The sequence below is a fragment of the Acinetobacter sp. 16 genome, from assembly GCF_033439925.1.
Classification (GTDB): Bacteria; Pseudomonadota; Gammaproteobacteria; order Pseudomonadales; family Moraxellaceae; genus Acinetobacter; species Acinetobacter junii.
Genome location: NZ_CP137746.1, coordinates 810362 through 831327, shown reverse-complemented (window position 1 = coordinate 831327; position 20966 = coordinate 810362). Strand labels below are relative to the sequence as shown.

29 protein-coding genes are annotated in these 20966 nt (G+C 40.5%); 3 read left to right on the top strand and 26 right to left on the bottom strand.

All coding sequences use genetic code 11. The annotated features are described in order from the left end of the window. Positions 1–25 precede the first annotated feature (25 nt). A complete protein-coding gene (locus tag R2H34_RS04025; RefSeq protein ID WP_318342451.1) occupies positions 26–487 on the top strand; it encodes a hypothetical protein in 462 nt (153 codons plus the stop codon). Between the two features lie 26 nt (positions 488–513). Here R2H34_RS04025 and R2H34_RS04020 read toward each other — a convergent pair whose 3' ends face one another. Genes R2H34_RS04020 through R2H34_RS04010 form a run of 3 tightly spaced genes read right to left on the bottom strand, consistent with a single transcriptional unit; the run spans position 514 to position 1453 of the window. After that, on the bottom strand, positions 514–738 hold the full coding sequence (locus R2H34_RS04020; protein ID WP_318342450.1) for a hypothetical protein: 225 nt from the start codon (positions 736–738) through the stop codon (positions 514–516). Then, the gene (locus R2H34_RS04015) at positions 735–1163 is read right to left on the bottom strand and encodes a hypothetical protein (protein WP_318342449.1); all 429 of its coding nucleotides are present in this window, start codon (positions 1161–1163) and stop codon (positions 735–737) included. Before R2H34_RS04015 ends, R2H34_RS04020 begins: the two co-directional genes overlap by 4 nt. Beyond that, positions 1160–1453 carry an ogr/Delta-like zinc finger family protein gene (locus R2H34_RS04010; protein WP_318342448.1) on the bottom strand — a complete coding sequence of 98 codons (294 nt, stop codon included), beginning with the start codon at positions 1451–1453 and terminating at the stop codon, positions 1160–1162. The genes R2H34_RS04015 and R2H34_RS04010 overlap by 4 nt, the downstream gene beginning before the upstream one ends. A gap of 113 nt (positions 1454–1566) precedes the next feature. Here R2H34_RS04010 and R2H34_RS04005 point away from each other — a divergent pair, with 113 nt between their 5' ends. Together R2H34_RS04005 and R2H34_RS04000 are read left to right on the top strand one after the other, a co-directional pair. Beyond that, positions 1567–1767 carry a Com family DNA-binding transcriptional regulator gene (locus R2H34_RS04005; protein WP_318342447.1) on the top strand — a complete coding sequence of 67 codons (201 nt, stop codon included), beginning with the start codon at positions 1567–1569 and terminating at the stop codon, positions 1765–1767. Continuing rightward, on the top strand, positions 1733–2536 hold the full coding sequence (locus tag R2H34_RS04000; protein WP_318342446.1) for a DNA adenine methylase: 804 nt from the start codon (positions 1733–1735) through the stop codon (positions 2534–2536). The genes R2H34_RS04005 and R2H34_RS04000 overlap by 35 nt, the downstream gene beginning before the upstream one ends. Before the next feature lie 45 nt (positions 2537–2581). Here R2H34_RS04000 and R2H34_RS03995 read toward each other — a convergent pair whose 3' ends face one another. The 23 genes from R2H34_RS03995 to R2H34_RS03885 all read right to left on the bottom strand — a co-directional run bounded on the left by R2H34_RS03995 (position 2582) and on the right by R2H34_RS03885 (position 20872). Continuing rightward, on the bottom strand, positions 2582–4078 hold the full coding sequence (locus R2H34_RS03995; RefSeq protein ID WP_318342445.1) for a contractile injection system protein, VgrG/Pvc8 family: 1497 nt from the start codon (positions 4076–4078) through the stop codon (positions 2582–2584). Then, entirely contained in the window at positions 4075–4497 is a 423-nt protein-coding gene (locus tag R2H34_RS03990) for a phage tail protein (protein WP_077165972.1), read from the bottom strand. The genes R2H34_RS03995 and R2H34_RS03990 overlap by 4 nt, the downstream gene beginning before the upstream one ends. A gap of 5 nt (positions 4498–4502) precedes the next feature. Next, positions 4503–7148 (bottom strand): phage tail tape measure protein, encoded by a 2646-nt coding sequence (locus tag R2H34_RS03985; protein ID WP_318342444.1) that lies wholly within the window; start codon positions 7146–7148, stop codon positions 4503–4505. After that, positions 7145–7213 (bottom strand): hypothetical protein, encoded by a 69-nt coding sequence (locus R2H34_RS03980; RefSeq protein ID WP_243897849.1) that lies wholly within the window; start codon positions 7211–7213, stop codon positions 7145–7147. The genes R2H34_RS03985 and R2H34_RS03980 overlap by 4 nt, the downstream gene beginning before the upstream one ends. A gap of 59 nt (positions 7214–7272) precedes the next feature. Then, complete coding sequence (locus R2H34_RS03975) at positions 7273–7608, bottom strand: phage tail assembly protein (RefSeq protein ID WP_208476806.1); 336 nt, start codon at positions 7606–7608, stop codon at positions 7273–7275. A gap of 65 nt (positions 7609–7673) precedes the next feature. Then, positions 7674–8189, bottom strand: a complete 516-nt coding sequence (locus R2H34_RS03970; protein ID WP_318342443.1) for a phage major tail tube protein — start codon at positions 8187–8189, stop codon at positions 7674–7676. Positions 8190–8199: 10 nt separating this feature from the next. Further along, positions 8200–9372: a phage tail sheath protein gene (locus tag R2H34_RS03965; RefSeq protein WP_318342442.1), complete on the bottom strand. Its 1173-nt coding sequence runs from the start codon at positions 9370–9372 to the stop codon at positions 8200–8202. Positions 9373–9476: 104 nt separating this feature from the next. Then, positions 9477–12125: a phage tail protein gene (locus R2H34_RS03960; RefSeq protein ID WP_318342441.1), complete on the bottom strand. Its 2649-nt coding sequence runs from the start codon at positions 12123–12125 to the stop codon at positions 9477–9479. A gap of 2 nt (positions 12126–12127) precedes the next feature. Beyond that, positions 12128–12739 (bottom strand): phage tail protein I, encoded by a 612-nt coding sequence (locus R2H34_RS03955; protein WP_318342440.1) that lies wholly within the window; start codon positions 12737–12739, stop codon positions 12128–12130. Beyond that, entirely contained in the window at positions 12739–13629 is an 891-nt protein-coding gene (locus R2H34_RS03950) for a baseplate J/gp47 family protein (RefSeq protein WP_318342439.1), read from the bottom strand. The genes R2H34_RS03955 and R2H34_RS03950 overlap by 1 nt, the downstream gene beginning before the upstream one ends. After that, positions 13626–13970: a GPW/gp25 family protein gene (locus R2H34_RS03945; RefSeq protein ID WP_318342438.1), complete on the bottom strand. Its 345-nt coding sequence runs from the start codon at positions 13968–13970 to the stop codon at positions 13626–13628. Before R2H34_RS03945 ends, R2H34_RS03950 begins: the two co-directional genes overlap by 4 nt. After that, a complete protein-coding gene (locus tag R2H34_RS03940; RefSeq protein ID WP_318342437.1) occupies positions 13967–14614 on the bottom strand; it encodes a phage baseplate assembly protein V in 648 nt (215 codons plus the stop codon). The genes R2H34_RS03945 and R2H34_RS03940 overlap by 4 nt, the downstream gene beginning before the upstream one ends. 72 nt (positions 14615–14686) lie before the next feature. Next, entirely contained in the window at positions 14687–15139 is a 453-nt protein-coding gene (locus tag R2H34_RS03935; protein ID WP_318342436.1) for a phage virion morphogenesis protein, read from the bottom strand. Then, a complete protein-coding gene (locus tag R2H34_RS03930) occupies positions 15139–15639 on the bottom strand; it encodes a phage tail protein (RefSeq protein WP_318342435.1) in 501 nt (166 codons plus the stop codon). Before R2H34_RS03930 ends, R2H34_RS03935 begins: the two co-directional genes overlap by 1 nt. Continuing rightward, positions 15636–16490: an N-acetylmuramidase family protein gene (locus R2H34_RS03925; RefSeq protein ID WP_318342434.1), complete on the bottom strand. Its 855-nt coding sequence runs from the start codon at positions 16488–16490 to the stop codon at positions 15636–15638. Before R2H34_RS03925 ends, R2H34_RS03930 begins: the two co-directional genes overlap by 4 nt. Then, the gene (locus R2H34_RS03920) at positions 16487–16759 is read right to left on the bottom strand and encodes a phage holin family protein (RefSeq protein WP_318342433.1); all 273 of its coding nucleotides are present in this window, start codon (positions 16757–16759) and stop codon (positions 16487–16489) included. Before R2H34_RS03920 ends, R2H34_RS03925 begins: the two co-directional genes overlap by 4 nt. After that, positions 16756–17112 (bottom strand): putative holin, encoded by a 357-nt coding sequence (locus tag R2H34_RS03915; RefSeq protein WP_318342432.1) that lies wholly within the window; start codon positions 17110–17112, stop codon positions 16756–16758. Before R2H34_RS03915 ends, R2H34_RS03920 begins: the two co-directional genes overlap by 4 nt. 17 nt (positions 17113–17129) lie before the next feature. Continuing rightward, a complete protein-coding gene (locus tag R2H34_RS03910; protein ID WP_318342431.1) occupies positions 17130–17342 on the bottom strand; it encodes a tail protein X in 213 nt (70 codons plus the stop codon). A gap of 3 nt (positions 17343–17345) precedes the next feature. Continuing rightward, positions 17346–17573, bottom strand: coding sequence for a hypothetical protein (locus R2H34_RS03905; protein ID WP_318342430.1), 228 nt, complete (start codon positions 17571–17573; stop codon positions 17346–17348). Between the two features lie 2 nt (positions 17574–17575). After that, positions 17576–18025: a head completion/stabilization protein gene (locus R2H34_RS03900; protein ID WP_151724455.1), complete on the bottom strand. Its 450-nt coding sequence runs from the start codon at positions 18023–18025 to the stop codon at positions 17576–17578. Between the two features lie 98 nt (positions 18026–18123). Next, the gene (gene gpM / locus R2H34_RS03895) at positions 18124–18978 is read right to left on the bottom strand and encodes a phage terminase small subunit (RefSeq protein WP_318342429.1); all 855 of its coding nucleotides are present in this window, start codon (positions 18976–18978) and stop codon (positions 18124–18126) included. A gap of 6 nt (positions 18979–18984) precedes the next feature. Beyond that, on the bottom strand, positions 18985–19995 hold the full coding sequence (locus R2H34_RS03890) for a phage major capsid protein, P2 family (protein WP_289344679.1): 1011 nt from the start codon (positions 19993–19995) through the stop codon (positions 18985–18987). A 46-nt stretch (positions 19996–20041) separates the two neighbouring features. Further along, on the bottom strand, positions 20042–20872 hold the full coding sequence (locus R2H34_RS03885) for a GPO family capsid scaffolding protein (protein WP_318342428.1): 831 nt from the start codon (positions 20870–20872) through the stop codon (positions 20042–20044). Positions 20873–20966 lie beyond the last annotated feature (94 nt).

Here is a 20966-nt window from a genome sequence, read left to right as displayed (position 1 = left end):
ATTCTGATAATTAAGAGAGTTTTTGATGCGTAAATTTCTGCTTAAAATTGTATTAATAAATTTATTAGCTATACATTTAGTTTATGCCCAAAGCGCAATCGAAGTAGCAATGAAGCTAGATGTAAAAGGCTTAGATTTTATTTATCCATTTACAGAGAAAAATGATTTAAATAAACAACTTGGCCGTCCTAATCAATACATTGAAAAGGTTTCATGGCCAGATCCATTGATAGATCCAAAGTTTGAAAGTGATGGATATTACGAAAGCGATAATCCTGAAGATTTCATTGGAGGTACAATTGAGAAATTTAGAAATAAGACAGATTTGGAGAGACGTTATAATTATATTAAGAGCGTACATTTGGCGATGCCCATGACTAATCAATATATGTACAAAAAGGGTCTATTTTTACTTCGTCTTGATCGTGAAATGACACCAACAGATGCTAAAAAATATGAACAAAAATTTTATAACGTAGTGAAATAAATCTTTATTTAATATGAAAAATGAGACTATTGCGTCTCATTTTTCTGGCACTGTCTATACCCTTTCAACCACATCTGCGGTGCTTCTGCCCAACTGCGTAAAGACCTGATTTCTTCTACACCGTAATAAGCATTCATGAAACGTTCTCTCCACCAGTAACGCATCGCGTCACAACGATATTTCATGCCTGGTGGATTCATATCTGTTGTGATGTCTTGAAAGAATAATTCAAATAGTTGTTCCGGGTTCATAGCTCTTCACCCAAATCCCATCTGCATTCATATTGAGCAGCAAACTTGGCTTTCTGATCAACACAATGCGAAAAAAATGAAAAAGCATCCACTGCATGATTCGACCAAACCTGAGTTGCCCTTTTCATTAATCTTGGCCACTCATCTCTCCAGATCTTTAATTTAGGCTTTGGGATGGGTTTAAAAGATTTTTTATATAGTGCAAAAGATTGATAACAGGCTTTGCGTAATTTTCTATCTTTAACTTTTGGTATTTTAGATGGATTAAAATAGAACTTTTTTGAGAAATCCCAGTCAAGTATGGGCAGTACATTTGCACAAATACCGATAATTCCAAATGAGTGACCTACGGATCGATTTTTAAAGATTATCTTGGTGTTTGAAATGCTGGATACAATTGGGGAGAGGTAATTTAGATTAGTCATTGTTGAATTTCCCATTTTTCATCATTAGTTGCTTTTAACTCCAACAATGTTGGAATGTGTAATGAAGGATCAGGATGAGCACTCGGTGATATTGTGTGCGTGATTTCGATATGCCCTCCGCATGTAAATCCACAAAATATATTCGGACAAGTGAGCCAGACATCTTTAAGTAAGGGATGTCTTTGTTCGCTTGATCTGATTTTTAAATTTGTGCATTTGCAATGGGGACAGATGATTTGTGGACGAGAATTACTTTTGTTGATTTTGTTATAATTATTGGGTGAGGTCATTCAAATTATCCTAAGAACATATTTATATTTATTTTAAATTAAAAGAACAAATATTTGTTCTTTTATTCGTTTTTTTATAGTATTGACTCAGTTTTTCTTATGCAGAAAAATTTATGCAAAATTTAAAATGCCAATGCTGTTTTAAATTATTGGCAAAAACTGCGGCATTTGATCAAATTGAAATTAAATGCCCTCGTTGTAAAACCTTAAATCAATTCCAGAGCACCTTGAGTGCCTTACCTGAATGCCCAGAGCATCCGACCTCATCAGGTAAGATCCATGACACAAAACCTCTCACCACAATACAATCCTAGTGGCCATAGCTTTAGCGGTTGGCTTGGCGGTAAATCTCAACTGGCCAGAACAATCATTGATATGCTTCCTGCACATAAAACTTATGTTGAAGTGTTTGGCGGTGCAGGCTGGGTACTTTTTAAAAAAACAGCTTCTACGGTCGAAGTGATTAACGATATTAATGACGACTTAATCAATTTATATCGAATATTGAAGTTTCATTTTGATGCATTTCTTGCTGAATATGAGCTGCTGCTATTTTCTCGAACTCAGTTTGATGATTTTAAGCGTGATCAATCTGGTTTGACAGATATCCAACGAGCCGTAAAATTTTATTATCTTTTACGATCGGCTTTTGGTTGCCAGCTTGATGGTTCATTTACCTATTCGAAAGATCGAGCAAACCGCATGCGCTTAGGTGAACGCTTACGTGAACACCTGGTGTCGATACATGAACGTTTGCAGAATGTCGTTATCGAAAATCGGTCTTATGATTATGTGATTAATCGACTGGATAGCCCAGATACTTTGTATTATCTGGATCCGCCCTATTGGGACTGTGAAAACGTCTACGGCAAAGACATCTGGAGTAAAGATGATTTTTACACGCTGAAGGACAAACTGGATCAGATTAAGGGCAAGTTTATTTTGAGCTTGAATGATGTGCCAGAAGTGCGCGAGCTATTTAAAGATTATCAAATGACACATCGTAAGATCCGCTGGTCCGTGAACTCAAAAGCTGCTCATGAAGAGCATAATGGCAATGAGTTGATTATTTATAATTTTTGATTCGTTCATAAAACAAGGCCAGATTCTGAATCTGACCTTGTTGTTTTATTTTGCTTCCTTCACTTGCTCCAGCATGTTTTTCTTCGCATTGAGTCTTGGCAATTCCCGTTTTAAGCGTTTTTCTGCTGCTTTTTTACTTTGCATTACCGCATTAATGACTTTTGGATTGGTTTGATCGCCCAGTGTTGCCCAATGACGCGGACTTGGGGTTTTTCCGTTGGTATATTGAACTTTCAACCCGGTATAGGGTTTTTCATCAAGTTGATTATGTGCAGCAAATTTACCGGTTTCGATATCCAGTAAAGCGAACTCACGATCTAGGCGTTGCTGTGCACCGGCACGAGTTAAATATAAGTAAGTAAAATGCTTCGCGTTGGATATATCACCTTTGACCAATTGCACTGCCTTTTCACCGTCTTGGTAATACACCACCACGCCCGTCCATTTTTTATCTTTTTCTAAGACAAACTGATCTTCAAATAGTTCGGATATATCATCTGCATCCGGGAAAAACACTTCGAGCTGCAGATCTGTGGTGTAACCGCTTGAACCATCCAAAGTATCTGTGATCGTTGTACCCAGCCAATATATTTCGTCGATCTGTTCTTTGACGCCCACAAATAGAAAAGTTTGCTCTGGTATCAGATCTGGAACACCTCTGGCCAGCCTATAACTGAGTGTTTCACTGGTACGTTTGAAGTGGTTCAATTTAGCTGAAGCAGCTAGTGTCGCGGTTTGTTTGTCTCGATGGATATGACGTAGCTCTTTGATGTTCTGGTTCGACTGATCTCCAACAATGACTTCGAGCTTTTTAGCCATTTTATCATCGTAGTAAAATGCGCGAATTGCAGTTACTTCTTCACCTCCATCGCTGTAGCTATAGCGATGATCATCACCCATTGCCCTGGTCAATTTGTACGTTGGTAGATCATGGCCAGATATGGTCTGACTTTGGCCTTTGGGCATAAAAAGTAAGGTACCATTTTTGATTGTCGCAATCGCGTCGTGTTCATCGGCTAAACGAGTAATCAAATTCGCATCTGACTCGTTTTGATCGATATGAATGATTTTATGGCTGGCCAGATCTGCTGCAACACTATCGTTAAGATCATGCTCAAGAGCAATCAGTCGTATTAAATCACCGAGCGCAATGTTATCGAAGCTACGCTCTTTTTTCTGTTTGAGTGACTTTTTCATATCTGCACTGGTGGCGCGAATACGAAGAACATCGGGCGCACCGGCGTGCTCAACCTCTTTGACGATGTAACTGCCCTTGTAGACCAAGCCTGAATGCTGCCAGCCTATCCATGCTTGAAGAATTGCACCTTTGTTGGGGATCTGCAGCAAACCATCGTGATCTGAAAGTGAGAGGTCTAGCGTATCGACTTCAAAACCTCGTTTGTTTTCAATGCGCATTTGTATGAGTCGATTGTTGATCTTGGATGAGATATCCAAGCCATCGACGATTAGCTTAAAAATGGGAACCGGATTTACCTTTAAGACATCATTGGCCAGATCATTGAGTGTAGAAAGAACAGTCATAGTAAGCCTATTAATTTGCCTGCAGTATTGCCGATTAATGTTCCTGGTTTCTGTGCCTGCGTCATTTTCAAGCTGAATTCAATTTTTTTGGGTGTGCCATCTGGAAAAAAAATAGTTTGAGTTTCTTGAAGGTCATCGATGTGGTATAGCCCAAAAACTTTACCAGTACCGCTGATAAGTGGCCATGCTTTACCAGTGTCTCCCATGACTCGTAAAGCAGTGATGCTCATTTGAGAGCCAAACTCTGGCACGATACTGCCCTCGAGCGAAATAGTATCTTCGCCACGGCCAATGAATTGATAGGCTGGCATATCACCTACTCGGGAATTGCTTGGATGCCGCCAGTTTGTGCTGCGCTGTAGCTGCTGATATACGGCAGTCGGAATGCTAAACGGGAACATGCCCAAGATCATCATCATAATATTTACTCCTGATCGGACATGATGGTACGAACTCGCGCCAGTTTGTCGCGCTGGATTCGCATGACGACTTTTTCAATTTGACGTTCGAGATCCTGAACGATTTGTCCTGGTGCAGCGTGAATGTGAATGGTGTAAGTATCCCCTGCCACCGCCACTGAAGATTGTCGGCTTGGGGTGAGATTTGGCGCTGTCTGGATCTTAGACATTACCGGCGCAGCGATATCGATCTGATCTAAGACCGGTGACTGAGATTTATTTGTAAAGAGATTAAGAACCTGATTGTATTTGTTCTTGAGCTCAGGAAATGCCTGAGTAAGACCCATTCCAATACCACCGATGATATGACCACCCAAACCTGCCATGACTCGAGACGGACTACGGATGATCATGCGCTGCTTTAACCAGTCCGGCATATAGTTTGCGACATCATTCCAAGTCGATTTTAGTTTTGGAAATGCTGCTTTAATACCGTTGATTAACCCATCGATAATGTTTGTACCAAATACTGAAAACTTGGTCGGCAATTCAAAACCAAACCAGTTTAATACCGTTGCAAAAGCCGAATAAAACAATCCCATCGGCGACCAGTTCAAGATGGTTGCTGAGATATTGCCAATTCCACTTTTAAAGAAGCCTGTAATCTGCGCCCATGCCTTTTGAAAATATGGCCCAACGGTATCCCAATTTTGATAAATCATGTAGACACCGAAGGCCACGGCTGTAATGAGTGCCAAAATCGGGTGCGCCATTGCCAGTCTTGCAAGCCACATCAATGCGGATCCGATGCCTGTAATTGCCCCTTTTAATAATGAAAACGGCATCACGAGCATGCGTAATGCAAAGCTTAATGCGCTGCCTTGAACGCCCAATGTGACCATCATGAGCCTTAGGCTCAACATACTCAAAATAAGCGGGGAAAATACCAAGAGCAGTCCGCCAATGGCCACCAGCCCTGCTGCTATGACCAATAGGCCAGTGCCAAGTGCTTTGGCCAGTGTTGGGTTTTGCTGCATCCAAAGCGTAAAGTTCTGCATTGCTCCTGTAGCTAGTTCAAGGGCTTTGGTATAAGCGGGTAAAATGGTCTGGCCAAACTGTAGATATACGTCATGAAGCTTAGCTTTCGCTTCTAGTTCTTTACCTGATGTAGTACCTTTTGCACGTTCACTTATTTGATCAATATTTTCCGCCCCCATATTTAATTTCATATTTTTATGAATATTTTCACGTTGTTTATACATATTTGAAAATAGACCTGATGCTGTTCTGTTGGAGAATATGCTCCCCATGGCATCCAATATATCTCCTTCTTTTGTGATACCTTTTGCATTCAAAGCTGGAATTAAAACTTCCTCCATCCAAGCGAATTGATCTTTTTTAAATAGATCTGCTCCTTTGATTGCACCCACATCCAAAAATGAAATCTGGCCAGATTTGTCATGTTTGAGCTTGCTTGGATCTGCAATAAGCCCTAGCCGTTCCATATTATTGGCTGCACGTTTGGTAGTCTTTCCTTGATAGATATTCTGATAAGCTGACTGTGCTGCTGTACCAAAACGGAAACCGCTTGTCATTTGGATAATCGGTTCCATTTTGTAATACAGTGCTTCATTCGTCATCCCTTGAACTGCAATACCACCTGTCTTAAGAGCATTCAGATATTCGCTACCTTGTACACGTCCACCTGTGGCAGTGATAACTTGCTGAATGATATTTGCTTCCTTTTTAAAAGCTTCTTCACTTTTAAGACCGCCACGGAACTCAATGACTTTGAGCATATCCATAAATTTTCTGTCATTTTCTTCAGCTTTTTCTTGTCCATATAAAGCTTCATTACCAAACTTCATTTTTGCGAGTGTAGGTGCGACCATTTTTGCATGATGAACATCGGCAAAAGCAGTTACTCCATCTAGGACTAAGTTCATATTGTCTAATGTACTTGTACCGAAAGTTTTCATGGCTCTTGCGTAATCAATGGCCTCTTTAGTGGCTTGCTTACCTAGTCCTAAAGCTCCTATACGATTTTCAGAAATATCAATTTTTTTGTTTTCTTCAATTGGCTTTTGCATTGCGTAAAGTGTACCTACGCCTGCACCAGCCATCAGCATACCTGTCATGCCCGCTGTGCGCGCATTCTGGCTGTAGCGTTGGTGTTGCTGCTGCACATTGTTTAAATTGCGGAGTGTTCTGCGCTGTCGTTCAAGCTCTGATGTTGCTTGATCTGTACGACGACGTAATTCAGATTGATGCTGAGATAAATTACTGGTAGATAACCCGGATTGATTCATCTCAGTACGAAGTTGATGCAGCTGCTGTGTATTTTGCTGATGCGAATCTTTCAGCCGTTTTGCTGCTGCTTTGGCTTTTTCAAAATCACGTGTTAATTCTGCACTTGGATTGCTATTCATCTGCTGTCGCAAGGTTTTAATGCGATCCTGCATGTCTTTGAGTGCTTTTGCGCTTTCCTCAGTGGCTTTCTTTTGCTTTACATAGCCATCGATCTGTTTTTGCTGATCATTGAGTTTTTTGACTTCATCACTGGTTCGTTTAAGCGCATTTGAAGCAGCTTTACTGTTGCCGATCATCAGCTTGAGTACGGGACTCAAGCTGTCTTTTGATCCAAACAGGACTTCAAGTTTTAAGGGTTTCATTCGGCATCATTTCCATTTCGATCAATGGCTTCTTGATGCCATTGCATCAGTTGACTAAGTGACATATCTGTATAAGCCTGCGGAGGCCAGTGAAACACCACCGCAATGTTGGCTATGGCATCGTCTACTGTTGGCGTAATACTTCCGCACGTACTGACTTCGGTTGCAAAAAAAGCATGATTGCACCGCCTGCTTGAGCCAGATCGGAGGGTTCTAATTGGCTAATTTGAGATTTTGTTAATGTTGGTGTGCAGATACGCGGTAGTACCGTACAAATTGCATTGACATCGCCCTGCAATAAATCGGCAATTTTTACGCCCTGTAACGCAGTGACATTGGGTTTACGGATTTCCAAAGATGTAATTTCCAAATTACCCATAGTAATTGGACTATCAAGATCAATCTTTTGGACGTCTGGATTGAGTAATGCTTGGTTTTCAGCTTGTTGTTCAGTTGACATGAAATCACTCCAAAAATTTTATAAAAAAACCTCTGCCCACGGGGTATGAACAGAGGGATGGAAACTTATAGGCCGATGTTTTGACGATGTTTTTCTTGAAGATCGACACCGTTAACGATTTCGATGCCACCGGGAATATCGATCTCAATGATTTTTTCACCATCAATGGTGAGTTTGTAATAAGACCAAATGGTTTTAACTGTGGTTTCCGTATCATCACCCGGTTTGTAGTTGCCAAAATCAATCTCTTCATGGCGACCACGGACCACGACTTCGACTGCACTGGTTTCGCCAGTGTCGTCGCGCTGAAATGAACCCGCAAAACGTAGACCGATGGCTGAAATGGATGCAGCGCCCCATTGCTGTAAAATCAACTTATCGATGCCACCGAGTTTCCATGTCATCTCATTGATATCATCAGCTAGACCGGCATCCCACTTGATGTTGCCGTTCAGGCCACCGCCACGCCAGTTTTCTAACTTGCGACCGAGCTTAGGCAAGGTCACTTCACCGGTTTGGCCAAGATATGAGTTACCTTCGTTAGAAAGGTTCATCAGTTTTAATTTTTTCGGTAGAGACATGATCTTGTCCTTATCCTGCGGTTACACGTGAAGCAAAGTCGACCAAGTAACGGTCTGTGATGCGCTGACGTAACATGAGATTTTCTAAAGGTGGGACTGGTGTGTAGTCGTAGTCGATATAAAACTTGCCTGCCTTCAATACTTCTTTTGTATTGATGACTGGATCTAACCAACATTCACCACCTAGCAAATAATTGCTTTGAATCATTTCGCGCAATTTTGCGTTAATGCCTTCAATAATGTCTTTTGCTAGGCTTGGTGTAAGTGGTTTATCGACTGCCCACATGTGCCCTTCAGCCATTGTGTCCGCAATGATTTGAGCTGTACGTGTGTAGTTTTCAAATGCATAAAGTGGATCAGATGAACAAGTACGCGAACCCCAAAAACGGAAACCATCACGTTGGATGAGCGTGGTAATGTCATTTTGGTTTAAGTAGCCTGCATCTGTGTCTGGGTCTTGCAATTGCCAGTAAACATCTTTACTGATACCAGTAACCCCATTGACTGCAACGTTAGAAAGAGTTTTATGAAAGCCAGTTTCGTTGTCAATTTTGGCGCGTAGACCAAGTGCTCGTGCAACTGAATCAAAGTTGATTGTTGTACTTGTCACTGTGTCAAAACCTAAGAAATCTGGCCAAATGACCATAATTTCACGTGCACCAAATGTTTGACGATATGCTTGTGCTTCTTCTTTAGTTTGACAGCCGTAAGCTGAAACATAAGCAAATGCGCGAAGTTTTTGTGCAATGCTTACCAATGCGACAGCAACTTCAGAAGTATCGAGTCCTGGTACACCCAAAATTCGTGGTTTTACACCGAGCTGTGCTTCAGCTGCGAGCAAAGCTTTCATGCCTGTGTATTTGCCGTTGACTGAACCGCCAATAATGGCAGATGTTTGCTCAGCTGCATCGGCTTTTTGTTCTACACGTACCACGACTGTTGCTGCGTTTGTTTGGTCTGCAATGGCTTGCAATGAACGAGCTAATGTTCCTTTCACGCCTGCTGAATCAATAGCTGATTGAACATTTGTGATTAAAACAGGGGTATCAAGTGGAAATTTGGTCGCGTCTGCATCTGATGCTGTACAGACCATACCAATGATTGAAGTTGATACGGTTGTAATTGGGCGTGTACCGTCATCGAGTTCAAAAACTCGGACTCCGTGATGATAATCTTGAGCCATAAAAATAGCCTGTGTTCTGGTTGTGTTTTCAGATCACAGGCTTACAAATTGACGTTTCACTGTCATGCTTTGGTGTTTGTATATGAGTTATATACAAAGTGTTTTTAAGCTGATTCGAGTTTAGATAAACGTTCTTCAAGCTCAGTCAAGATTGCATTCATACCAGCATTCACAAAACAATTGAATTCCTCATAACGCATCATAAAGATTTCACCTGCTTCACGTCCTTCTATTGCAAATATTTCTGCCGTAAGCTCTTGACCATCTTCATCATATGTAGCAGCTTGATATTCGACAGTTTCAATTGCATCCCACTTTTCATATGTAATGATGCCATATTGCGTCCAGTCCAAACCGTGATCTGTAAAGCACTGCACAATTTGCTGTGCAATGGCTCCGAGATGATAGCGCGCATCTGTTTCGCTCTTTTCTTTAATTGCTGCTTTTAGCTTGTAGCGTCGATAGAGTTTTGCACATGCTTTTGCACATGCAATTTCAGTTTCATTTAATTCTGAAATATCATTTTTATGATTTTCATCTGACACGACTGTGACAGCGTTTTGTGTGTAAATATTATTGATCGTTGTACTTGATGACCCTAAGTTTTTCGAAGCCGTAACTTTAGGCAATATTCCTGACCCATTTATATCCCAATCGGTCAAGTAAAGGCTTTTATAACGTAATGCTCCTATCCCTAAAGAGATAGAATCGCCTTGTTGTGGCATTAAACTATTGTAATCATGTGATAATTGAACGCTTAACGTTTTAGATTCTGTTTTTGCTATTAAAACGATATCTTTATAAAAAGCAGTTAAGTCTCCATCGTTTCCACTCAAATTCCAAACTGGTACTGCGTGTTTTAGATATCCATTGCGATCTTTACCTGATGATGTTCCAAATGATAGAAAATCCCAACCAGTAATATTTGAACCTCTAACAACAAAACCCAAACCACCGTCTTCAGTTTGTATAATGTCGGGATCTTTAGTAAAGATACGAGGTTGATAAAGTGATTTAGCTTTTGTTGTTGAAAGTAGAGTTCTATTGAAAGCTGAATATTTTCCACTAAATGTGATCCAGTCACTTTGATTTGAAAACCTAAACGAATGATCTGCATCATACTGATTCGAACCCTTCTCAAAAATAGAGCGATCTTGACTGAAAAAATTTGGGTCACCATGATGCAAGTTAACTAGTGCACCATTTAGTTCGAAGAAATCTACTGCATTATCAATTTTAAAATTTGAGTCACCTTCAACAGTTAATGTTCCATAGCATGTTGCAGCCGTACCATTTTCTGAATGCACTATATATGCATCTTTTTGACCATAGGCATTAATATCAAATTTATTGTGGTAAACATAAGGATTTTCTTGTGTCTCAACCTTAACGACACCTGATTTACTCAATTTGATGCCTGTGCCGCCTGCACGTAACTGAATCATTGTCTTTTCAAATGAATTACCATGAAAACTCTCATAACCGCCATTATGAAAATAATGAATACAGTTTTGTGCATAGTCGATATGAAGATTTTCAAATCTGTTAAATTCACAAAAGCCCCAGTTATTGCTTAAACGAATACCATCGTTGAAAGCACCAATAAAAACATCACGAATTGTGCTAAAACATTGGTCCGCAAGTTCAAGACCAATTCCTTTTAGCTGACTTTTCGTTTCAGATTCAGCTTGTCCTGTCCACGATGCTGGTGTAATTGAAACACCAGATAGGCCCATTCGTGATGCCACGCCTGTCGATCTTTCAATTTTGACACCGACACTATCAATGTTTTTCGGCTCAAAATAAATTGTTGTGACTAAACGTCCTTTGCCTTTTAAAAATACTCCTTTTTTAAGTTGACCATTGACACCCCGATCCCACATATCGATAGTGGTTGAAGCAGTTGTTCCTCCAGTGTTGATTTCGCCCGTTGTGTAGTAGTTGCCTTGAGGCATATGCACTACATAAACATCAGCAGCTAATGCTGCATCAATAGCCGCCATAATTGCTGCAGTATCATCTGTGCCATTTTTCGTTGTTTCTGAATAATCAGCTCGAGCACCAAACATGAATACATCAACATATCCGCTACTAATCTGAATGTTCCAAGCATTATTTACTGTACTGTAAACATATGTGGCACCACCTTTATAAGGCTGTGCAAGTGCAAAATTTGTCGCAGCATAGTAACTTTTTGTTTTAACCGTGCGACCATCCCATTTTTCAAGCGCTTGTAAATCTGCAAAAGTGCTTACTGTGTTGACAGTTTTTTCGAATAATTCAACTTTAGCATCTTCAACTTTCTGAATCGTTGCCAGCACAACATCTGGATCAATGACTAAATCAAAATTAGCGGTATTATCAATTTGCAAAATCATGCGGAAGGACATGATACGTGCAGTACCATCACTTGGATTTGGTTTATATGTAGGTGGATAGTTTGAATATGCAACCAGTACATCACCCGCATACAAACCCAATTCGCGTATATTAAAACCACCCGTGGCTGACGCGATTATTGCTTCAGCACGAAGCCAGTTCGCATTGTTTGGATCTGGCGCAAGGCTATTCAACTGGGTTCGATGTACTTCACGGACCATTGAGGTGAAATTTTCATTCGGGACAGGTAATGAACCACCGCCATCACCAAAGGCCATACTGGTAATTCCGAGTTTGGTGCCATTACGAATCGCTTCAGTTAGAAGTTCCAGACCTTTTTTTGTGAAAACTGAATAATAAATTTGTTCTGCCATGTTTAAGCTCTCGGATAGATGGTGGTGTCGTCATGTCCAAAGAAGACAAAAATCGGACAACAAATAGGAGTAAATTCGTTTTGTTTGGGATAGATGGTGACGTCTTCACCGTCATACATCGCACAAGCGACATTGGTATCGCCACGCACTGAAACCACATTAAGTTCAATACCCTTGAGCTCACGAGTGAGTGGCTTGGCATCATTGAGCAATGAAACCAGTGTGTTATAACCAGACTCAGTCAGTTCATTACCTTCAGTATCAATCGTGATTTGAAAAGTACCTGGTGTATTCGTCGGTTCCTCTTGCCACCATTCGATTACTGTGAGTGAATATCCGAATGCTTTGGTAATTTCTTTGAGTGCTGCAACCGTGCCCTTTTTTTGGTGAATCTGAAATGAGGCTTTGATTTGTGCAATTTTTTGTTTTTCTGACCAATCCCGATTCCAGCGATCGACACTGTTTTGCCAGGCAAGGAGAGGCAAGAAATCTTTTGGCGTGTTTTTTAGCGTTGCAATGGTTTTAATTTTGACATCAAGATTGGTCGCTTGTGCGGTTGCTTCACAGACATTGCGTTCAAGCTGAGTCGAATTTGGTGGCAGAAGATTGCTCATTAAGCTTCTCCTGCATTAACGGTAATGTTAGTACAATGCGCGACTTGTACGGCACTAATTTCAACATCAGAAATTGGGCTTGAAATTACAACATGCACTACGCCCGATACGTGCAGTAAGTTGTAAATTTTAGACAGGTAAATAGAACGTCCGATTCGACGGCTTTCGTTTAGATAACTTTGTATTGCCGTTTTTGCAGCCGTAACTAAGGTGTCAGATTCTGGTAGGCTGTTGGTGAAAATTGTGGCAACAAGTTCAAAGGAAACCACATCGACGGATTGGACTGTTAAACGGTCGGCAACGGGACGACGGACATCATCATTTAGATAACTTTGCACAACAGTTAAAAGTGCATCAGTTGCTGCGCCCGTTTCTGTATCATTTTGCAAAATCGTGACCAGTGCTTCAGCAGGCGCAGGGCTGGATGCTTTAGCATCTGCAACACGACCGTCGGAACTCAAAGCATGATATTCGTATGCTGAAGTAGGTCCAGCGACTGAAAGTGAGTCAAAAACTAAGGATGCGCGATAACGTAAAGCATCGTCTGTTTCATAAACAGCTGCTGTTTCTGTCGTTGCTGCGCTAACGGTTAATCGGGTAATGCCGTAGTTTGCCACCACGGCATCTAGGTCTGTATTTTCTGCAAATGCGAGTAATGTACTTAAAGTTGCCTGGTTGATTCGCTTGCGTAGAATGATCTCCCGATAACAGCTTTCTTCTAAAAGTTTTGTTAAAAATTCTGATTCTCGCGCAAGCGTTGCTGAGATAGTTTCTTGTTGCTCGGTGTCAAATAATGCAATAAATGCAGTTTTTCGATCTTCAAGCAATGTTTCATAATCAAGCTCTTCGATAATATTGGGTTTAGATAGTAATGAAAAATCTACACTCATGACGAAGCTCCCATTTGCAGCGGAATATTTAAATTGAGTGATTGACCTGAAATGTTATGTACAGCTTCTAAGTCGAGTTGCATGCCGTTTGATGAAACTTCGCTAACATTTAAACTTTCAATGCTGATTCGATTTTCCCAGCGTGTAATGGGTGTATAAATTGCACTGTAAATTTTGACGACAAGTACATCATTCATCGGTTGATCGATAAGATCTGCAAGCATTGAACCGTAGTCTCGACGCATAACACGAGTACCCAATGGTGTTGTCACGATATCTTGAATCGATTGTTCAATGCTTTGAATTTCAGAAATGCTTAAACCAGTTTCTCTTGACATCATGATGTAGGTTCTCCTGAAGTCTCAGAGCCACCTTTTACGCCTAAATGTTTATGAGATTTCAAGCTAATTCCAGACACAGTCACATCTGCGTCACTTGAAATAGTTCCAGCAGATTTGCTTATGCCTGAAACAGATTGGCTACCGCCAACCGTGTTGTTTCCTGTCATAGCTGTACTGCCATTGGTTTGTACATTGCCGTTGGTTGTAAGGTTGCCGTTTATAGTGGTATCGCCATTAATAGTTAATCCACCTGTTGCTGTTAAAACGGCTGTACCCGCGTCAGGCAAAATGGCTTGTAAGGTGTGATTCACAACGTCATAACTAATCACTGCACCATCTTCAAATACACGTAATTTGATATCTGGGTCTTGCGATGGCGTAGGAAAGTCTTCGTTATTTAATCCAACTAAAACAACGCCAAGTTCTAAAACACCGCATGGACTGAAAACTATGCATTCTTCATTGACGCTTGGTAAATCATGAGTCGAATCTTTGCCAGCTCTCAAATTTAAGACACGTAACTCTTTGGTCACGATGTCACCTAAATTGACTGTAACGGTATGAAAGGGATTAGACGGAGTTACGGTCTTGATTCGTCCTAATCGGATCAAATTTTCAAGACGACGAAGGGTTTCTGCATTCATGCTGCAATCGTCATGCAGCTTAGGGATTATTGCATTTGATTTTGTTTGTATATGAGTTATATACAAACGAGTTTATTTTGAGTCGAGAAAATTAAAAACTTCGTTTTCGAACATTTCTATTTCTGCATCTGTAAATCCAAGCAAGATCCGCTGTGCATATCTGACTTTAAATGTTCTGCCGTTGTACTTTAAAGTATCGATCAATCCATCCTGGTGAATTCGAGCAAGTCTTGATACTCGTTGATCAAATCCAATGGTCACGCCATCTGGAATTTTTTCTATTTTCATGAATTTTGCCGTTTTAAGCTTCATGAACATTTTTTGTTTTATTTTGCCTTTACGTGCACGTAAATTTTTTCTGGGTGTGTATGAGCTACCATCTGGGTTTTGCTGACGTGTAATGCGTTGACTTTGGCTTGCACGAATCTTTCGAGCGATCATCATTGCAAATTTACGTTTTTCAGCATCGCTTAATGATGCCAGTAATGCATTGAGATGCTCAGAAAGATATTCGAGTTCAGACATTACAGATAACGCCCCTCTTCAGGTTCACGTGATAACCATGATGCTAGGACGGTACCATCTTTATCATAAAGTGTGACTTCTTTGGATTCTTCAGCCTTATGATATTTTGGCTCTTCAGGATAACTGACGTTTAGCCCCTCATTGGTCTGTTTTACAATGACGCGCTCAGTTAAAGGCAGTTGAATCGCTAGATCGACTTTATCATTTGCTAAAATTTCTGCTTCAAATTTTATGCCCTTTTTAGCATGATCAAGATTAGCCATAAGTTCCGATTGATTTTCTCGAACCCAATCCAGTACTGGAATACTGACTGCTACTAAATCACCCGCGTAATCAGTTAAGATCATCGTAAGTGTGTAGGCATATTCAAATGATAGGCCATTCGCTAAAGTACTTCGGACATTACCTTCGTCCACAAAGATAAGTACACGCTCTGGATCGCGCTGCAGCTCAGGTATCGCATTTAATAAATGTGTTCGAAGGCTCTGTGGTTTTTTCATGCTGCTTTGGCTCCGCCATAAATTGGTTCCAAGTGATCCCATTCTTTTTGGAATTTGGCCTGATAACCAAGTTTTTTATAATTCGGTCCGTTATAAAGCGTAAATACAGCGTCCCAATTTTCAGCTCGCAGCGCATCAATTAATTTAACTTTTTTATCGTCGATAATGCCTGTTTTCCATTCGATAAATCGAATAAATGCTTCAAGCTGGAAAGATTCACTAGCAAATTGTTGATCAACAAAATCTTGTGCAGATGTATAACCTAGCTCTTTCCAGTTTTCGCCCATGATTTGAAACTGTCCCCATGATGCTGACATGAGAGCGCTTTCAACATCGATATGCTTTGCCAATTCTAAACGGACATATTCAGCTTCATTGCCCTGATAACCACCCGATTTTTTATTGACAATATTTGGACGTTCAACTGCCATTTTGTTTGCAAAGGCAGCTCCTTTTTTCAAACGTAAATATGCATACATACGGTGACGTTCAAACAAAATTTTAGGCTTTCCATTTTTTAGATAACCCACTCCCCTGCCTTCGACTGCACCAAAAACACGAATCGCAAGTTCAGAAACTTTGAGACGTGCAGCTGCTGCTTTGTAATCACTATCTTTAAGAAATTTATCAATATTTTGATTAAGAAGAGCTGCTCTTGTTTTGTCACCGACTTTACCGTCTGCAACAAGGTTTTTTTGCTTTTGAAATGTAATGACAGCGTATTCAGTGGATGCGCCAAAATCGCCATCTACACTTAGTTCTTTGCCATTTACGCCTTTGAATCCAAGCTTTCTAAGTTGCTGCTGAATTGTAATGACATCATTACCTTTTGAACCAAATTTTAAGATCATGATGTACTCCAAATCAGCTTGGCCACATTACCTTTTGCTCGACAAATCAGAACTGCCAGAAGTACTGCAAAGATCGCATCCCAAAGCGTAACTGGGTCTTTAAAAAACAAAATATGTACTGACTGCCCAATAAATGCAGCAATAAGAATAGTCGCTAGTAATGAAAAGCCGTGACGATGTTGTAATCCTTCAGCATCAAAGCAAATGATGCGTAAGCCACAAATCATGTAAGCAATTAAAGCGATAAGTTGAAACATAATTTCGATCATGACTTTCCTCCTCCGCGAAATTTATTCCAGATATCAGTAAGGCTGGATTGGTCGACCCAAACCATGATTTTTAAAATAATGGGTAATGAAAAAATGGATGCGACCATGCCTGCAGTAGCATCGTTTGTAACGAATGTTCGCGTAGTCACTTCTGGTGCAAGTAAATAACCAAAACCAATGGCAATCACCATTGTTGAGAGTCTTTGCAATGGCTTTAGGTCTTTTTTGGTTGTTGCAAACAGAGCTGCTCCGAATACCGCACCGAGTAATGCATTGCCATTTACGAATGGAAGCAATGATGCTGCGCTAAGTGTGGCAGCGGTTACAGCTGCTGTAGTTGTTGGTTCTGGCATGATTTTTATAATCTCTGTTAATCCCACAGTTGTATGGTTTGTTTGGTTTGTTGTGGTGTATCAATGTCGGGAAGAATCACTGAAGTGCCAATCGGTAGAAAAATGCCGATATCCGCTAGATTTGGATTCGCTTCAAGTACTGCTTCAACAACACCAGAGCTACGTCCGTAATATCGCCAGCAAATTGAATCGATGGTGTCATTTTGGATGGCTGTGATAGTTCTGCTCATGAATCAATCCTTACAATCTAAAATTTCAGTGATTGAAACTTCACATTCATATGTAGTTGGATTAATTCCGTTTGAATTTGAAATAATTCGAGATTCGACTTTTAAGCTGTTGTTTGATAAATCCAATCCTAGTTCTTCAGCTACTTTTTCAACTGCCAGACGTTCAAGCTCGTTCTGTTGGTAACGATAGCGATGTTGACGTTTATGAGTTTCAGTAGAAGAAATATTCATTTTCATATCAACTCCACCACACTGTGGTTTTCACCTTTAAGTTGCTGGATGGCCCACATTTTGTTACGTCGATAATCTTCTACCGTCAAAAATGCATGCTCGGCTTTTTTGTTACCTGAATTGGTGCTGTCATAGGTCCGATAGTTTTCATTTACTTTTGCTGCTACACCGTTGGATACAGCCGAAAAATAAAGAACTTCTGTGTCTGGTTCACCATCGATCATGCTTGTTGACAGATCTACTAGCGTGTCTGCTTTCATGACCAGGCTTGCAAGCAAACGATTGGTATCGATGATTTCTTCAAGCACTAATTGACGGAGTCGAGCATCTGTTACTGCACCATCGATACGAACCACATCCCGAATTTGATCGAGTGAAATACTTGGGAAAAAAGTGCTACTGGTAATATTGATATTGCTTGGCGTGGTATTGCCGTTTGCGACAAAGCCCATAGGAATCTCCTTAGGGCACTGGGAGGGGCAAAGGCTCGTTGAAGATTTACTGTGATGTGAAGATCACGACCTTTGCACTCCAGTGCTGTGCGGGGCACTTATTCAGAAGCTGGTACCATACTGCCGTGATCATCTACGACAGGCGTTCCGTTTTGATTAAGCAAAACGTTGGTTGCTTCTGGTTGTTCGGTTGTCCCTTCTGGATTTAAAATCTGGATGGGTGGGTTTTCGTCACTTTTCGCGAAAACTGGCTGTAACTTGTTAACAAATTTGGTCATTTTATTGAGATCTGTTCGCCCACCGCATTTATCATCCAGTTTGCAAGCCTGATCTAGAAAATCACGTGCTCGAGTTGCGTGTACTAAATCGACAAGCTGCTCACCAGTAATCAAACGCATTTCAGCTTTACCCAATGCCAAATAAAGTTTTGCCTTTACCTCGTCAGGCATATCACGTTTGGACTTATCCAATGACTCATCTGTAATCAAACTTTCAAGTCGTTCAAGCACAGTGATATCAATAAATACATCCGTTTTAAGCACTTTTAAAAATTCATCAGCAATGTCTTCAGTGATGAAACACGCTTCAGAACGCTCAAAACGATCTGGAAGTTTCAAACCGTGCTCGAGGACATATTCAGCAAGATCGAGCGCAAAGTCGTATTCACCAACATCGATGGACCAAACTAGCATTTCAGTGACTACGGCATCCTGTACACCCGGCTTCACTTCTAGAATGCCATGAAGGTATGGTTTGTAATTAGGTAGTAACTGGCGTTTCAGTTCGACTTTGTTTTGTTTTGACTGAATATTTTTGAGACGATTTTTATCGCTATTGAGCTGCATCAATTGCTGTTCATAAGCATTGGTATTTTGCATCGTTCCGAACTCCGCAGCTGATTCAGCTGCGGATTTGGCTTGATGCTGTTGATAGTGCTTTCGAGCCAAGTTCATGGATTATTACTCCGCCTGAATTTCGATATTTTCAGCCATGCAAGCCAAGCCGAGATCTTCGATGTAGTAATCTTCGTTTGAAGATTCGTAGTTCTCGATCTGATCACGTTTTGGATTGTCGATGACTGTTCGACGACGCGCACCCTCTTGGACATAAATCGACAAATTATCGAAAGTCGTCACAAGAATGATGCCTTCAGGAAAAAACGGTACAGAGTAAGTGGCAAGACCACCCATACGCTTTTGACTGATGATGATATCTGCTGCCAGTTTTTCTGTATTCTCCTGATCTTTATTGACCAGTGGAAAATACTTATCAGATACAGTTTTTCGGTTACACATCACGACCAAATCAGGGTTGCCTTGATGTACATCATCGATCATTTCATCGACAATATTCATGACCAAAGCATCAAGGTTCTTGTAATCACCTGTTTTACCAATTGTGATTTTGTTTTGAGTGGCACCAGACTTCATCACACGTGAAGGATTCTCTTCACGCATTTTTTGCAACCAACCTTTGTTCACATCTTGCAGTAATGGATTTGCATTAATATCAGTGTTGGAAGCAATACTGATACCATTAAAACCAATCATGATGCGATCAAGAGCTTGACGTTTCACGATAGCTCCACGAAAGCGAGCATAAAAATCTTTAAATTTTGCCCATTGGTCTAATTTTTGATATTTGATGGCAGTATCAAAATCTGTCTTACGACAAAAATAAAAACGTTCATCCATTGAGCTTGGATCAGTAGCCTGACGTTCAGTAGCATCGGTATTGGTACGAGATGCAATTGGACGAGAAATACCAAGACCAACGGCAGAACCAGATTGTTCTGTCACAAGAAAAATATTAATTTTCTTTAAAAATTCAGATGATTCTTGAATTTTATCTTCAAGTTTTTGCTGAACTGTTGGTGTCACATTGAACTTTTGTGACACTTTCTCCACGCCATTGAGCTTGGCTAACTCAACCATGACTTTGTTGTACTTAGTACGAGTTTCTGTACGCATTTTTTATTACTCTAAAATAAGGGAAAAAGGTAAAGAGTCGACTGAATTAACAGTCGACTTCTTCTTCGTCATGCTTGAATTGGCTATTGTTTGAACCAGGACGTGGATTGCCTTGTGGCTCTTGATCAAGCTTCGTTTTCAATTGATTGAATTCTTGCTGCAGCTGCTCATGCTTTTGCTTTAACTGATTGAATTCTGTCCCTTGCGAAGCAGTCTGTTCAGCAATAGCAAGGATCGCTTGCTCACTTTGGCTGAAATTTTCTTGATTTTGCTGCTGTTGTTGCTCTTGAGTTTTGAACAAATTTTTAATTTGATTTAAAAAGTTCGCACCAAAATTTTCTTTGACTTCTTCGAATTCAAACGTGGTTTCTTGAGCTGCACTGAAAAGGTTTTCGGGACGTTGTTTTTTGGCCTTTAGTGGGTTTTCAGTAGCACCGGCTGCGAACGAAAGCATTTCTGTACCCAAAGACGCTGGACTGTCAGTTACAGCAAGACCTACTAAATAGGCTTGGCCAGTCTTTGCAAAATTTTGATCAACTTCGATAGACGTATAAATTTTTTGATTTTTCTGATTGAGGGCAATCAAATTATCGTTTGGCTGGATCTGCGCAAATAGTGCATCTTTCTGTTCACCATTGATGTCTACTTTTTCAGTTTTAAGCGCAATCACATCGCCATACGCACCGAAAATTCCATCTGGTGAAACACCCTTAATATGTTCCAAATTAATTCGAGCACCATAGGTATCCAAATTGTATGTCTGTGCCATTTGGATGATCCATTCAGATTGAATTTCACGTCCATCGGTGGTGTCACCAGCGACGGCAACTCGAAACCATTTCGATTTAAATTTTTTCGGCTGTGTTTTGTCAGTCATTTTGCTGCACCTGTTGCAAGGTTTTTTTGGGCAATTTCAATAGGTGCAGAATGGGCAATATTACGTAGATGCCGCAATTAAAAATCCTTGTATA

Coding starts and splice junctions, on each gene's coding strand:
- R2H34_RS04025 (WP_318342451.1), top strand. CDS start 26: ATGCGTAAATTTCTGCTTAAAATTGTATTAATAAATTTATTAGCTATA.
- R2H34_RS04020 (WP_318342450.1), bottom strand. CDS start 738: ATGAACCCGGAACAACTATTTGAATTATTCTTTCAAGACATCACAACA.
- R2H34_RS04015 (WP_318342449.1), bottom strand. CDS start 1,163: ATGACTAATCTAAATTACCTCTCCCCAATTGTATCCAGCATTTCAAAC.
- R2H34_RS04010 (WP_318342448.1), bottom strand. CDS start 1,453: ATGACCTCACCCAATAATTATAACAAAATCAACAAAAGTAATTCTCGT.
- R2H34_RS04005 (WP_318342447.1), top strand. CDS start 1,567: ATGCAAAATTTAAAATGCCAATGCTGTTTTAAATTATTGGCAAAAACT.
- R2H34_RS04000 (WP_318342446.1), top strand. CDS start 1,733: ATGACACAAAACCTCTCACCACAATACAATCCTAGTGGCCATAGCTTT.
- R2H34_RS03995 (WP_318342445.1), bottom strand. CDS start 4,078: ATGACTGTTCTTTCTACACTCAATGATCTGGCCAATGATGTCTTAAAG.
- R2H34_RS03990 (WP_077165972.1), bottom strand. CDS start 4,497: ATGATGATGATCTTGGGCATGTTCCCGTTTAGCATTCCGACTGCCGTA.
- R2H34_RS03985 (WP_318342444.1), bottom strand. CDS start 7,148: ATGAAACCCTTAAAACTTGAAGTCCTGTTTGGATCAAAAGACAGCTTG.
- R2H34_RS03975 (WP_208476806.1), bottom strand. CDS start 7,608: ATGTCAACTGAACAACAAGCTGAAAACCAAGCATTACTCAATCCAGAC.
- R2H34_RS03970 (WP_318342443.1), bottom strand. CDS start 8,189: ATGTCTCTACCGAAAAAATTAAAACTGATGAACCTTTCTAACGAAGGT.
- R2H34_RS03965 (WP_318342442.1), bottom strand. CDS start 9,372: ATGGCTCAAGATTATCATCACGGAGTCCGAGTTTTTGAACTCGATGAC.
- R2H34_RS03960 (WP_318342441.1), bottom strand. CDS start 12,125: ATGGCAGAACAAATTTATTATTCAGTTTTCACAAAAAAAGGTCTGGAA.
- R2H34_RS03955 (WP_318342440.1), bottom strand. CDS start 12,739: ATGAGCAATCTTCTGCCACCAAATTCGACTCAGCTTGAACGCAATGTC.
- R2H34_RS03950 (WP_318342439.1), bottom strand. CDS start 13,629: ATGAGTGTAGATTTTTCATTACTATCTAAACCCAATATTATCGAAGAG.
- R2H34_RS03945 (WP_318342438.1), bottom strand. CDS start 13,970: ATGATGTCAAGAGAAACTGGTTTAAGCATTTCTGAAATTCAAAGCATT.
- R2H34_RS03940 (WP_318342437.1), bottom strand. CDS start 14,614: ATGAATGCAGAAACCCTTCGTCGTCTTGAAAATTTGATCCGATTAGGA.
- R2H34_RS03935 (WP_318342436.1), bottom strand. CDS start 15,139: ATGTCTGAACTCGAATATCTTTCTGAGCATCTCAATGCATTACTGGCA.
- R2H34_RS03930 (WP_318342435.1), bottom strand. CDS start 15,639: ATGAAAAAACCACAGAGCCTTCGAACACATTTATTAAATGCGATACCT.
- R2H34_RS03925 (WP_318342434.1), bottom strand. CDS start 16,490: ATGATCTTAAAATTTGGTTCAAAAGGTAATGATGTCATTACAATTCAG.
- R2H34_RS03920 (WP_318342433.1), bottom strand. CDS start 16,759: ATGATCGAAATTATGTTTCAACTTATCGCTTTAATTGCTTACATGATT.
- R2H34_RS03915 (WP_318342432.1), bottom strand. CDS start 17,112: ATGCCAGAACCAACAACTACAGCAGCTGTAACCGCTGCCACACTTAGC.
- R2H34_RS03910 (WP_318342431.1), bottom strand. CDS start 17,342: ATGAGCAGAACTATCACAGCCATCCAAAATGACACCATCGATTCAATT.
- R2H34_RS03905 (WP_318342430.1), bottom strand. CDS start 17,573: ATGAATATTTCTTCTACTGAAACTCATAAACGTCAACATCGCTATCGT.
- R2H34_RS03900 (WP_151724455.1), bottom strand. CDS start 18,025: ATGGGCTTTGTCGCAAACGGCAATACCACGCCAAGCAATATCAATATT.
- gpM (WP_318342429.1), bottom strand. CDS start 18,978: ATGAACTTGGCTCGAAAGCACTATCAACAGCATCAAGCCAAATCCGCA.
- R2H34_RS03890 (WP_289344679.1), bottom strand. CDS start 19,995: ATGCGTACAGAAACTCGTACTAAGTACAACAAAGTCATGGTTGAGTTA.
- R2H34_RS03885 (WP_318342428.1), bottom strand. CDS start 20,872: ATGACTGACAAAACACAGCCGAAAAAATTTAAATCGAAATGGTTTCGA.